The 11,655-nt window shown below is 39.6% G+C and carries 14 protein-coding genes; 6 read left to right on the top strand and 8 right to left on the bottom strand.

Features of this window, described 5'->3' with window-relative positions; genetic code table 11:
• Positions 1-59: 59 nt before the first annotated feature.
• The 5 genes from RE474_RS01360 to RE474_RS01340 all read left to right on the top strand — a co-directional run bounded on the left by RE474_RS01360 (position 60) and on the right by RE474_RS01340 (position 3,303).
• Complete coding sequence (locus RE474_RS01360) at positions 60-398, top strand: cupin domain-containing protein (protein ID WP_309311200.1); 339 nt, start codon at positions 60-62, stop codon at positions 396-398.
• Positions 399-788: 390 nt separating this feature from the next.
• On the top strand, positions 789-1,067 hold the full coding sequence (locus tag RE474_RS01355; protein ID WP_309311199.1) for a ferredoxin-thioredoxin reductase catalytic domain-containing protein: 279 nt from the start codon (positions 789-791) through the stop codon (positions 1,065-1,067).
• An 86-nt stretch (positions 1,068-1,153) separates the two neighbouring features.
• Positions 1,154-1,615, top strand: coding sequence for a (Fe-S)-binding protein (locus tag RE474_RS01350; protein WP_309312267.1), 462 nt, complete (start codon positions 1,154-1,156; stop codon positions 1,613-1,615).
• 33 nt (positions 1,616-1,648) lie between these two features.
• On the top strand, positions 1,649-2,899 hold the full coding sequence (locus RE474_RS01345) for a formylmethanofuran dehydrogenase subunit B (protein ID WP_309311198.1): 1,251 nt from the start codon (positions 1,649-1,651) through the stop codon (positions 2,897-2,899).
• A complete protein-coding gene (locus RE474_RS01340) occupies positions 2,899-3,303 on the top strand; it encodes a molybdopterin dinucleotide binding domain-containing protein (RefSeq protein ID WP_309311197.1) in 405 nt (134 codons plus the stop codon). The genes RE474_RS01345 and RE474_RS01340 overlap by 1 nt, the downstream gene beginning before the upstream one ends.
• A gap of 30 nt (positions 3,304-3,333) precedes the next feature.
• On the opposite strand, the gene RE474_RS01335 is transcribed toward RE474_RS01340, so the two are convergent.
• Positions 3,334-3,894, bottom strand: a complete 561-nt coding sequence (locus tag RE474_RS01335; protein WP_309311196.1) for a hypothetical protein — start codon at positions 3,892-3,894, stop codon at positions 3,334-3,336.
• Between the two features lie 395 nt (positions 3,895-4,289).
• On the opposite strand from RE474_RS01335, the gene RE474_RS01330 reads away from it, so the two are divergent.
• Positions 4,290-4,760, top strand: a complete 471-nt coding sequence (locus tag RE474_RS01330; protein WP_309311195.1) for an SRPBCC family protein — start codon at positions 4,290-4,292, stop codon at positions 4,758-4,760.
• Here the strand turns inward: RE474_RS01330 and RE474_RS01325 are convergent.
• The 7 genes from RE474_RS01325 to RE474_RS01295 all read right to left on the bottom strand — a co-directional run bounded on the left by RE474_RS01325 (position 4,735) and on the right by RE474_RS01295 (position 11,564).
• Entirely contained in the window at positions 4,735-5,832 is a 1,098-nt protein-coding gene (locus RE474_RS01325; RefSeq protein WP_309311194.1) for a citrate/2-methylcitrate synthase, read from the bottom strand. The two genes, RE474_RS01330 and RE474_RS01325, sit on opposite strands and share 26 nt — an antisense overlap.
• A 176-nt stretch (positions 5,833-6,008) precedes the next feature.
• On the bottom strand, positions 6,009-8,789 hold the full coding sequence (gene acnA / locus RE474_RS01320) for an aconitate hydratase AcnA (RefSeq protein WP_309311193.1): 2,781 nt from the start codon (positions 8,787-8,789) through the stop codon (positions 6,009-6,011).
• Between the two features lie 340 nt (positions 8,790-9,129).
• Complete coding sequence (locus tag RE474_RS01315) at positions 9,130-9,438, bottom strand: cobalamin B12-binding domain-containing protein (RefSeq protein WP_309311192.1); 309 nt, start codon at positions 9,436-9,438, stop codon at positions 9,130-9,132.
• 69 nt (positions 9,439-9,507) lie between these two features.
• The gene (locus tag RE474_RS01310) at positions 9,508-9,930 is read right to left on the bottom strand and encodes a hypothetical protein (RefSeq protein WP_309311191.1); all 423 of its coding nucleotides are present in this window, start codon (positions 9,928-9,930) and stop codon (positions 9,508-9,510) included.
• Positions 9,931-10,171: 241 nt separating this feature from the next.
• Positions 10,172-10,351 carry a Sp36 family protein gene (gene sp36, locus RE474_RS01305; protein WP_309311190.1) on the bottom strand — a complete coding sequence of 60 codons (180 nt, stop codon included), beginning with the start codon at positions 10,349-10,351 and terminating at the stop codon, positions 10,172-10,174.
• 210 nt (positions 10,352-10,561) lie between these two features.
• A complete protein-coding gene (locus RE474_RS01300; protein WP_309311189.1) occupies positions 10,562-10,825 on the bottom strand; it encodes a hypothetical protein in 264 nt (87 codons plus the stop codon).
• Positions 10,826-10,979: 154 nt separating this feature from the next.
• A complete protein-coding gene (locus RE474_RS01295; protein ID WP_309311188.1) occupies positions 10,980-11,564 on the bottom strand; it encodes a diacylglycerol/polyprenol kinase family protein in 585 nt (194 codons plus the stop codon).
• Positions 11,565-11,655: the final 91 nt, after the last annotated feature.

The following is an 11,655-nucleotide window of genomic DNA, read 5'->3' as shown; positions in this document are numbered from 1 at the left end:
ACTTTTACATTAAAACCATATTAAAACCCTTATTTTTATTTATTTAAGGAAGTGTATATATGAAAATAACAAGCTACAATAATGCAGAGAAAAAAGATAATCCTCACGGAGTCACAGTTCACAAGCTCTATGATACCGAACACGCCCAGGTTATGCACATGCAGCTTAAACCAGGTGAAGCTCTTAAAAAGCATTCAACACCTGTAGATGTCTTCTTTTATGTTCTTGAAGGCGAGGGTATTGTTGAGATCGGTGATGAGCAACAGACTATCACAAAGGATATGCTGGTGGACAGCCCTGCAAAGATCCCTCACAGGCTCATGAATGAAAGCGACAGTCTGTTCCGTTTCCTTGTGGTAAAAGTACCACGCCAGACCGAACAGACAAAAATGATGTAAACCGGGAAATTTATGATTTTCCGGGATTCATTTCTTTTTTTGTTTTTATATAACTACTATTTTCAGTTCTTTGTTCTAACTTAATAAGTTAGGATTTGTTTCTTCTAACAGGTAAAACAGTCTATTATTAGATAGCCTGACAAGGTCCATGGAAGGTGGTTGCTTGGAGAACTTTATCAGGCTATAGGAGGCACAGTTAGATATATTCTCTTCCCCCACTGTGCAAAATAAAGTCTATCTTACATTATATTTATACTTTCATTTATAAAAAAGTAGTTTAATAATATAATTTAATTCAGACAACTAAAGGTTGCATTTAGTCGAAGGCGTTAAATAATGATATCCTGAATATACCAATCATACTATAATTCATTCTATCGGAGATTATCTATGACAGACCTTGCACCAATAATGGAAAAGACTCACGAATGGGCAGCAAAATACGCAAAGAAAAAAGGTTTTATTCTCAATCCTGACGAAGAAATGCTTATGATGGTCATTGAAGGTCTTTCCAAAAATAAACACGCACATGGGAAACAGTATTGTCCATGCAGGTTGAGAACAGGGGATGAAGAAGAAGACCGCAAGATCATTTGTCCATGTGTTTACCATGAGGATGAGATAGAGAACGATGGAAACTGTCACTGTTCATTGTTTTTCAAAGTCTGAATCTTCTACAAATAACAAAAATCAACTAAAACTAAACAAAAACGAATCAATTGTAATCAGCTTAGCATAGTCGATGGGTGATAATGATGGCAAATGTAATGGAAATATACCAGCTGCTTCCAAAAACGAATTGTAAGGAATGTGGAAAAAGTACATGCATGGCATTTGCGGTGGATCTGCTGGCACGCAAGGTCAGTGTAGATGATTGTCCTCCTCTTGCAAATGATGCTAAGTACAAGGCAGGTTACGATAAGCTTTCAGAGATGATTGCTCCTGTAAGTGGTGTAACCGATACAGGTCTTATCGTTCATGAGGACAAATGCATAGGATGCGGAAACTGTGTTGTTGCATGTCCTGTGAATGTAGCCAACGACCCGCTGGGAGCTGGCAGTGGAAAAGCACCGACATCTGATAAAGTAATCTTCAAGGTTGAAGATGGTATTGTTAAAGCCCGCAATGTCCAGGAGTGTCGTCGTTTTGGTGAGAACAGGATTCTCTGTGTTGCCTGCATAGATACATGTCCTACTAAGGCCATTGAGTTCGTATGAGCTCTTATTCTTCTTTTTAAATGTGGTGATGATTTGAGTGAATATTATGTTTGTACAGGCTGTGCGCTTCTCTGTGATGACATAGAAGTTGAAACAGAAAATGGCAAAATGAAAACTGTTCATGCTGCATGTCGTAAAGGCGTTGCACGCATGAAAGGTTGCAGTGACCCTCTGGAATGCACTGTGGATGGTGAAAAAGCCGATGTGGATTCTGCAATTGCAAAAGCCGCTGAGATTCTTGGGAAAGCAGAGAATCCTTTGATCTTCGGTCATGGAAACTCAAGTTCAGAAGCTCAGAAACTGTCCATCGGTCTTGCAAAAAAGATCGGTGCATATCTTGATGATACTTCATCTTTTTGCCAGGGCCCGATAATAGAGGCAATACTTCAGGAAAAACTCAAAACATGCACACTGGATGATATCAGACACAAAGCTGATGTAATCATATTCTGGGGTGCAGATCCTTCAAATTCGCATCCTCGTCACCTTTCGCGATATTCATATTTCCCAAGAGGTAAGGAACGCCAGAGGGGATGGGAAGAGGACAGGACCGCTATTTGTGTTGATGTCAGGAAATCCGAGACTGCAGTAATCTGTGGTGATAACCGTTTCTACCAGATACCGATGGGTGGTGATGCAGAGTTTATGGATGCACTTGTAAGTGCTCTATCCAGTAAGGTCCCAAAGACATCTTTCGGATTTGATGCAAAGAGAATACTTGAACTTGCTAATGTGCTGAAAAAGGCAAAGTTTGGTGTGATTTGTGTCGGACTTGGACTCATATATTCACTGGAAGATCTTGAACCTCTTTTCAGATTAATGGATAAACTCAACGAAGTTTCAAATTTCAATCTCATGCCAATGGTTGGTCAGTATAATATGAGAGGTTTTAACCAGAATCTTTACGAGGAGACAGGATTTATCAATCGTACAAAATTCAGTTCAGAAGCAGGTGAAGCAGAACATGGATCAGAGTTTTCCGTTGTTGAAACTCTCAGGAATAAAACCGTTGATGCTGCACTTATCTTAGGCTCAGATCCACTATCAAGTCTTCCATTGTCGGTTTCACGATATCTTGCAGAGATTCCGATGATTGCAATTGATCCATGCAGGAATCTCACATCTTCAAAGGCAAAAGTAACGATTCCTTGTGCTTTTGGAGGTGTACAGTCAGGTGGAACTGCAGTTCGTATGGATGGTGTTGAGGTCGAGCTTAAAAAGATACTTGATACTGAAAATCTCACGGATGCTGAGATTCTCAGGAAAATCACGGAGGCGATCTGATGGGATTCGGACAATTCCTTGCTGCACCAGAAATAAAACTGAAGGTCGTTACGTATAGAGATGTGTTCCAGAATACTGCACAGGAAACATCCCGTTTTGGAGAGGAATACGAGAAGTCTTCAGCTGTTATTAAACTGGATCCTAAGGACATTGCAAAACTTGCTATCAAAGATGGGGATACTGTTATTATTAAGAACAGCTCGGGAAGAGTTGTTGTCACAGCTCTGAAGTCTGATTATGAAGAGTCACACACAGGGATTGCTTACATGGTCAACAGTCCATGGTCAAATTCTCTTGTACCTGATGAAACCGGAGGCACCGGAGTTCCGAAGTTCAAGAATTTTGAAGTTACAGTTCAAGGTGCCAAGGGAGAAAAGGTTACCGGAATCAGTGAGATATTCTGATATCCTTTTTTAGTGCACAACTATCTATTTTCAAAGTGTTGCTGGCTTTATATTCTGTTCAATCACATCAGCCTGTCTATAAAGAGCCAGTATCATTTTTCCTTCTATTGATTTTCTTGTCACTTCTATGTGATAAGGATTCTCTTCGATATCAATGGTCCCGAAAAGGATATTTCTATGAATAGTGAGTGATACGGTGCTGTTCTCATATCCTGCAACTTTTCCTTTGTATGTATGGAACTCCGGTCCGCCAAGTATAAAGATTCCGGATTCGTTAATAATTTTGATCTTTCGTTGTTCTTCAGTGATACTCTGTTCTGCTAAATGCAGTTCAAGTTCATTATCTGGCAGTGATAACTTAATAATTCCTTCATTTGCGGTATCATTGAATTCATCCGGGTCAAGAGTTATGATCATTGTTTTAAATGGCCACACATCTGTGATTCCTGATGTGCTTTTTTCGATGTTGTCTATGTTTATCATTTCTATTTCGGGTTCATAGACATTCTCTGTCATTATGGCTATCATTGAGATTGCAATTGCTATGAAAATGAAAAAAACCAGAATCATTGAATATTTTTTATCCCGCATTTCTTTCCACTATCTATAATAAATGGTATCTATTACTTAAAAAAGTAGAAGGTGTTTTAGTGTAGAACTTAGTTGTTGTATGCATCATAGATCTGCCAGACCCATACAATAAATCAATCCTATGACATAGCCTATACTGAGAAATATAGCAAGGTTTTTAAATCATGTACACTATTAGCGAACATAGGCGACTATTACATGTTTATGACTAAATTTCGTACTTGCTCCTTTTTATTACGTAGGTGATATTGTAATTTATGTATTCTCATTTTATATCATCTAAAAATATATATTTGATTAGCGCCAAAACAGCAAAGGAATAAAGTAGGTAATTAGTGTGAACAATCTATTATTTTCTTTTTATTTTGTCCTTTTTTCCGGAGGTTATCCTCACAATGCATAAGATATGTACTGATATAGTAATTGAAACTCCTATCAATGAGGTCTGGGACCTCCTGACAGATTTTGATAATTTTGAAACATGGAATCCTTTTATCACAAAAATAAAAGGTAAACTTGAGATTGGTTCTAAACTTGATGTTCACCTCCACCCTCCCGGGACAAAAGGAGTTGACATAACTCCTGTTCTTACAAAAATAGAACCTGTAAATGAATTCAGATGGAAAGGAAACCTCTGGGTAAAAGGAATCTTTGACGGAGAACATGCTTTCAGGCTTGAAGAACTTGAAAACGGTCGTACAAGGCTAATTCAATGTGAAAGGTTCAAAGGTATACTTGCTCCTCTCATACTATATGTAGTAGGTGAGAAAACCCGTGCAGGGTTTGAGAAAATGAATGCAAGTCTTAAAAATGAATGTGAAAAAAGAAACAGACAGGGGCTCACACAGTGTGTGCCCTCGGCCTGATAACTCTGTTGTCAGAGTATTGTTCCATGCAGTGCGCTATCCAGCCTGAAACCCTTCCCATTGCAAAGATGGAAGTTGCCAGTTCAGCAGGAATGTCAAGGTATTTGTATACCACTGCGGAATAGAAATCCACATTTGGATAAATTGGTTTTCCTCTTATCTCTATGAATTCGTGGTAGAGGATATGTTCAAGTTCTTCTGCCATGTCAAACCATGAAGTATCGCCATTCTCTTCTGCAAGTCTTTTGGCAACATCCTTGTATATCCTTGCCCTTGGGTCAAGTGTTTTGTATACACGGTGGCCAAATCCCATGATCTTTTCCTTGCGTTCAAGTTTTCCAAGTGCATAATCTCTTGCATTGTCGATGCTACCTATTTCATCAAGCATATCCATTACACCTTTTCTGGCACCGCCATGGAGTGGTCCTTTCAGTGTGCAAAGACCGCATATGACGGCGGAATACATGTCAGATATTGTTGATGCAGCTATTCTTAATGAGAATGTAGAAGGGTTAAGTTCATGCTCTGCACTGAGTATGAGGTCCTTTTCCATTGCTTCAGCTTCAAGTTCTGTAGGAATCTTTCCACTTAGCATGTACAGGAAGTTTGCTCCATGGGATAAGTTGTTCATGGGTTCGATAGGTTTATCGCCAAAACTTGCCCTGTGCAGTGCTGCAACAATTGTCGGGAATTTAGCAACAAGTCTTATGGCTTTATTCCTGTTTGCTTCAGGAGTATGGTGATTGTTCTTTTCATCAAAATGTGCTGTACAGGATATAGCGGTTCGCAGGCCATCCAGTGCTTCTACGCCAAAATCAAAATCCTTAAGCACTTCGATAAGCTTTCCATTTATGTGACGATTCTCTACAAGCATCCGGGAATATTCAGATAATTCTGCTTCATCGGGCATCTTTCCAGTGATGAGCAGATAGGAAACAGCATCATAAGAGAGATCAGCCAGATCTTCTATATTGACACCCCTATACTTCAGGATTCCCTGGATACCATCAATATAGGAAATTTTGGTATCCAAAGCTACTACGCCTTCCAGGCCTTTTTTCATCTCTTTCATTTAAAAAATCCCCGATAGGTCTAATGTACGTTTTGATAGAATATGTTCAATGAGAAAATATGTACTAATACCTTTCAATTGTCCATATATTAAAGTTTGCTTGAATTCAATATGAATTATAATATTCATTTGTAAAATCAAACAAAAAAATCAAAACGAGGTTGGGGAGTGAATTTTCATTCACCCTTTACTCTGTCTCTGAGGAACTTATGCAGAATTCCTCCATTCATATAGTATTCGATCTCAATTTCGGAGTTAAGACGGACATCCACATTGAAGGTCTTTTCTCCACCATCATCGGACTTTGCTATAACAGTAAGTTCTCCGAATGGCTTGAGTGCTTCAATTCCGGTTATGTCATATGTCTCTTTTCCGGTAAGTCCGAGTGTTTCTGCAGATTCTCCACTCTTAAACTGAAGTGGCAATACACCCATACCTACAAGGTTGCTGCGGTGGATCCTCTCAAAGGATTCTGCAATAACAGCTTTAATTCCAAGAAGCTGTGTTCCCTTTGCTGCCCAGTCACGTGAACTTCCGGTACCGTATTCCTTTCCTGCTACAATTACCAGTGGGATCTTCTGGTCAATGTACTTCATTGCAGCGTCATAGATTGGCATTTCCTTGTCTTCAGGGAGGTAAACTGTCCATGAACCTTCCTTACCAGCAAGCTTATTCTTGAGGCGTACATTTCCAAATGTTCCCCTCATCATTACTTCGTGGTTTCCACGCCTTGAACCATATGAGTTGAAGTTCTTCTCATCAACGCCCTTTGCAATAAGGTACTCTCCTGCAGGATAGCTTGAAGGAATTGATCCTGCCGGTGATATGTGGTCGGTAGTGATACTGTCTCCAAGGAGTGCAAGTGCTTTTGCTCCTTTGATGTCGGCAAGGCCGTCCACATCAAGTGGGAAATCCTTGAAGAATGGTGGTTCCTGTATGTAAGTGGAATCCGCATCCCAGTCATAAAGCAGACCTTCAGGAGCATCAAGTTCCCTCCAGAGTTCAGTTCCATTGTAAACATTGGAGTATTGTGCTTTGAACATCTCAGGTGTAACAGCACCACGGATGCATTCATTAAGCTCTTCCTTACCTGGCCAGATGTCCTTCAGGTAAACTGGCTGTCCGTTAGGGTCACAGGCAATTGGCTCCTTTGTGAGGTCAATGTCAACTGTTCCTGCAAGTGCGTATGCTACAACAAGCATTGGGGATGCAAGATAGTTTGCTTTTACCTGTGAGTTGATCCTGCCTTCAAAGTTCCTGTTACCGCTGAGAACTGCTGCAACAGTGAGGTCTTTGTTCTCTATTTCGTTTGAAACAGCTTCTCTTAAGGGGCCGCTGTTGCCGATACATGTGAGACATCCGTACCCTACAAGGTGGAATCCCAGTGCATCGAGGTATGGCATAAGACCTGCTTCCTCAAGGTAGTCAGTAACTACGCGGGAACCTGGTGCAAGGCTTGTCTTGACAAATGGTTTGACCTTAAGTCCCTTTTCAACAGCTTTCTTGGCAAGCAGTCCTGCTCCGATCATGAGTGCAGGGCTGGATGTGTTAGTACATGATGTGATGGATGCAATGACAACTGAGCCGTGTGTTACAGCAACAACGTCATCTGCACATTTTATTTTTGTAATTCCGGTGTGGTGTGGATGTGTGATCTCTGAAACACTGTAACCACCTTCACTGAGCCAGCGTCCGTAGTCTGCATCAGTTTCGCATGCTATTTTTCCACTCTTTGCAGCGAATACTTCCTTCATAGTCTGGTGGAATGCTCTTGACATTTCAGGAATTGGTATGCGGTCCTGTGGTCGCTTTGGTCCTGCAAGGGATGGTTCTACTGTGCTGATGTCAAGTTCCAGTGTTGATGTGAATTCCGGCTCAGGTGCGTCATTTTCAAGGAAAAGGCCCTGCTTTTTACAGTAATTCCTGACAAGGTCGACCTGTTCTGCAGTTCTGCCTGTCATTGTCATGTATTCAAGTGTCACTTCATCTACAGGACAGAATCCCATCGTTGCACCATATTCAGGTGCCATGTTAGCAAGTACGGCCCTCTCGGTGAGTTCAAGAGCTTTGTATCCTGGTCCGTAGAATTCCACAAACTTTCCGACAACGCCATGTTTCCTGAGCATCTGTACTACTGTGAGTACAAGGTCAGTGGATGATACTCCTTCTCTTAATTCTCCTGTGAGTTTGAATCCGACTACTTCAGGAATTGGCATGTAATATGGCTGTCCGAGCATTACAGCTTCAGCCTCAATACCACCAACTCCCCATCCAAGCACACCAAGTCCATTGATCATGGTGGTGTGGGAGTCAGTTCCGACAAGGGTATCAGGGTAGGCAACAAGTTCGCCACATTTTTCTTTCATGTGAACGACAGATGCAAGGTACTCAAGGTTGACCTGGTGGATGATACCACTTGCAGGTGGAACAACCTTCAGGTTGTCAAAAGCGTTCTGTGCCCAGTGAAGCAGCTCGTATCTTTCAGTGTTGCGGTGGAACTCATATTTCTCATTGCAGTTACGTGCATATGATGTTCCATAATAGTCAACCTGAATGGAGTGATCGATAACAAGGTCTGCAGGGATGACAGGGTTAATAGCAGATGGGTCGCCTCCCAGTCTTTCCATGGCAGATCTGATAGCTGCGATGTCTACTACTGCAGGTACACCTGTGAAGTCCTGCATTATTACTCTTGAAGGAATGAATGGGATATCAACTGCAAGTACGCCGTCAGGACTCCAGCTTGCTAGATTCTTGACATCATCTTCTGTGATTACTTTTCCGTCAACATTTCTCAGAACAGCTTCAAGCAGTACTCTTATAGAGTAAGGTAACTTTGAAATATTGGCAATTCCTGCTTCCTCAAGCTTTTTTAAGCTATAGAATGTTACCTCTTTGTTATCTATATTAATAGTTTGTCTGGATCCAAAAGGATCTTTAAGATCAGCACATTTCATAATGTCACCTGTTCAAATGTAATTAAATTAAGCAATTATCTGCAAAGTTGAAACCGGTGTTTATACCGGGATGATATGGATGATATAGTAGTATATTTAGTGGGAGTCCTATTCATCATAGGTCGCTGCATCTGTAAACTTATGATACATGTTTTCAGGATTATCGAACTAGGGTATAAAAACCCGCATTGGAATAAATAACTTTGCCTGCTGCAAAAGTTATATTTAATTTTTTTCAAATAGCAGATGACCTGTAATTTGATTAGTAATTTAAAAAATGGAGGAGAAAAAGAAGGAGGTAGTGTTCTGTCAGAGACAGAACAAATGGTGTAATTAGGAATTACATTCCGACAACCAGGTTGCCGAAAAGGCATACATCATTTTTAGAACCCATGATCGCAGGTCTGAGTACGTTGATACCTGACTCTACAATGTGTGATGCTTCAAATATTTCTGCAAGTTGTGACTTGCCTTCCTCAAAAAGGTCTCCCACGGCTTTCATGCCTTCCACAAATCCGAGTTCTATCAGTTCTACCGGACTAACTCCTGCTTCCAGGGCTTCGTGGGCTATCTTTTCGACGGCAATTTCATCGAGATCCATTACAGCATGCTTTGCCTTGTCAAAGATCTCTTCCTTTGTTGGGTTCATATATCTCACCTGTTTCTTTGGTGTTTTTCGTTTTATTAGGTCATTTTTCTGATTCTTTATTTTTGTTCTTCAAACAATACCCAGGTCAAGTGCCAGTGATAATACAATTGCTATTACCGAGAAGGCAAATATTACCAGGTAATTCATTCTCTCCTTTGAAACGGAAAGACTCCACATTATATATTGCAATCCGCGGTAATCCTCTTCACTCAAAGGAGTTCTACTCTCTATCTTACTGAGCAACTCAAGGTTTCTCAAAACTCCAACCCTGCGTGTTGCAACGTGATACCTGTGTGCGAAGAATACAAGATATCCCAGTACTCCCAGGTAGAACAGAGCTTTTGACAATATCCCGTTGTAATAATCTGCAATTATTATCAATCTCAGGAATACAGCTGATAACAGTCCTAACCAGAAATAGAACTGTATCCTCTTGAGGCTGTAACCCTCTGGGATGTGTATTGTGCTCAAATTTGTAACAGTTTCAGTCATATTTACCTATCTACCTGTTTTATTTTCTTTTGTCTACAAAGCTCCTATTTTATCATGCCCGGTAAACAGATTCCCTTTACCGTCTTCATTCTATTTAAATATTTTGTTTTTTTAGTATAATCTATATTTCCGCATACTATAAATTGAATAATTTTTTAAAGTTCCAAATGTTTAGCTTATCAGCTTCTTATTTAAAACCAATAAAACAAGTATAGTTTATGAAATAAAAGAAAGAAAAGGATTAGACTTCAAGGCAGTCAACAGGCCTTTTGAAGAATGCTTTAATCATTCCATTGTCATCTATATCATCTGAGAAACGGATAAGCTCCCAGCCTTCTATGCCAATCTTGTTCAGGTCTTCCTTAGTGCTGTCCCACTCACCGTAGCGAACAGCCTTGATATCATATTCCCATGGTGCCATATTTTTAACCTCTTTTGAGTAATTTAGTTGATTATATAATTAGGTATTATCGCGTTGTATAAATACCTTATCAAAAAATATTCTTGCCTATAAATCAAGCTGGCTTGATATAATGCCTGGATCTAAATAAGGAAAGAGGTGTTAAAATTATTTTTTATCTGTAAAGTAGATTGTCGTTAAAAAAGATAAAAATGAAGTTAAAAGATAGACTTAAAGACCTGACATCTTCCTTAGTTTGTCAATGTCTTTCTGATCTCTGACGCCTTCAAAGAGTCGGTCTTTATCGATCCACATATCAGATGCACTCTGCAAGCCTGCAGATTTGTGTTGTGTAAATTCAATTTTAAAACCTGGTGTTGAAGGAGTTTCAGCACTAAATTGCTTGTAGAATGTATTCTCAACTAACAGCCTTGAGGAATTCTTTCCTTCCATCTCTTCTGCTAATTCTTTTTCATCTTTCTTGTTCTCAGTCATACTCTAATTAATTGATTTCATGAGTATTAAAGGATTCTGATGAGTAAAAATAATATGCAAATTTATATGCTATCATAATCTGTATTTTTTGTAGAGTTTCCCATATGTTAAATCAACGGTTAATGAACATTTTTGTTCACACAATATCTCAATTTTATAATAACATTGGCAATATCAGAAATGCAAGTTCTGCAATGGAAGCGGAGAATATGGGGATAACCAGGTTATCGTCTATCTTCACAAATGTGGTTTCAACATAGGTTGCAGTAAATGCCATAAGAAGTGAAATAAAAGGATTTTCAAGTAACAGAACAGCTATTGTGAAATCTACTACAAATTCAGCTACGCAACCCTCAAGACTTTTACCATTACTGATTCTTATCCTTCCAAATCTCTTTCCGATAAGTGCGGCACTCATGTCCCCAAATGTTGTCATAAGAATAGCTGCAAAGGCTATATTTTTGCTGAAAACAGAAACTACAATCAATGCACCTATCGTGAAATAGACATATGAACCGATAGCAGCTTTTTCTTTCTGGCGCAAAACAACATGCAAAACAGGGAGTTTGAATCCCCTGTCAAGTCTTAGGTGTTCGATGCTCAGTATCAGCACAAGATATGTTATTAAAAGTACCTGACACGCCTGCTTTCCCATAAATGCATAAACAAGCACTATGAGTATTGACGTAAAGTGAACTCCTTTTCTCATCACTTCATTTGCAAAAGAAATGCCGGTCATTGGCACTACTTTAGTTTATAGGTATATAATAGAGTTCATTAAGTTAAAAATGAATGCATATAATAACTGGACTGTTGATATTATTTTTGTA

Origin of the sequence: Methanolobus sediminis (assembly GCF_031312595.1) — an archaeon.
In the GTDB taxonomy this organism is placed as follows: domain Archaea; phylum Halobacteriota; class Methanosarcinia; order Methanosarcinales; family Methanosarcinaceae; genus Methanolobus; species Methanolobus sediminis.
This window is presented reverse-complemented; position numbering and strand designations above follow the sequence as displayed.

What these genes read in the sequence shown, in the direction of transcription:
- RE474_RS01295 (WP_309311188.1), bottom strand. Translation starts at nt 11,564, where the DNA reads ATGACCGGCATTTCTTTTGCAAATGAAGTGATGAGAAAAGGAGTTCAC.
- RE474_RS01350 (WP_309312267.1), top strand. Translation starts at nt 1,154, where the DNA reads ATGGCAAATGTAATGGAAATATACCAGCTGCTTCCAAAAACGAATTGT.
- RE474_RS01330 (WP_309311195.1), top strand. Translation starts at nt 4,290, where the DNA reads ATGCATAAGATATGTACTGATATAGTAATTGAAACTCCTATCAATGAG.
- acnA (WP_309311193.1), bottom strand. Translation starts at nt 8,789, where the DNA reads ATGAAATGTGCTGATCTTAAAGATCCTTTTGGATCCAGACAAACTATT.
- sp36 (WP_309311190.1), bottom strand. Translation starts at nt 10,351, where the DNA reads ATGGCACCATGGGAATATGATATCAAGGCTGTTCGCTACGGTGAGTGG.
- RE474_RS01355 (WP_309311199.1), top strand. Translation starts at nt 789, where the DNA reads ATGACAGACCTTGCACCAATAATGGAAAAGACTCACGAATGGGCAGCA.
- RE474_RS01315 (WP_309311192.1), bottom strand. Translation starts at nt 9,438, where the DNA reads ATGAACCCAACAAAGGAAGAGATCTTTGACAAGGCAAAGCATGCTGTA.
- RE474_RS01310 (WP_309311191.1), bottom strand. Translation starts at nt 9,930, where the DNA reads ATGACTGAAACTGTTACAAATTTGAGCACAATACACATCCCAGAGGGT.
- RE474_RS01300 (WP_309311189.1), bottom strand. Translation starts at nt 10,825, where the DNA reads ATGACTGAGAACAAGAAAGATGAAAAAGAATTAGCAGAAGAGATGGAA.
- RE474_RS01335 (WP_309311196.1), bottom strand. Translation starts at nt 3,894, where the DNA reads ATGCGGGATAAAAAATATTCAATGATTCTGGTTTTTTTCATTTTCATA.
- RE474_RS01340 (WP_309311197.1), top strand. Translation starts at nt 2,899, where the DNA reads ATGGGATTCGGACAATTCCTTGCTGCACCAGAAATAAAACTGAAGGTC.
- RE474_RS01325 (WP_309311194.1), bottom strand. Translation starts at nt 5,832, where the DNA reads ATGAAAGAGATGAAAAAAGGCCTGGAAGGCGTAGTAGCTTTGGATACC.
- RE474_RS01360 (WP_309311200.1), top strand. Translation starts at nt 60, where the DNA reads ATGAAAATAACAAGCTACAATAATGCAGAGAAAAAAGATAATCCTCAC.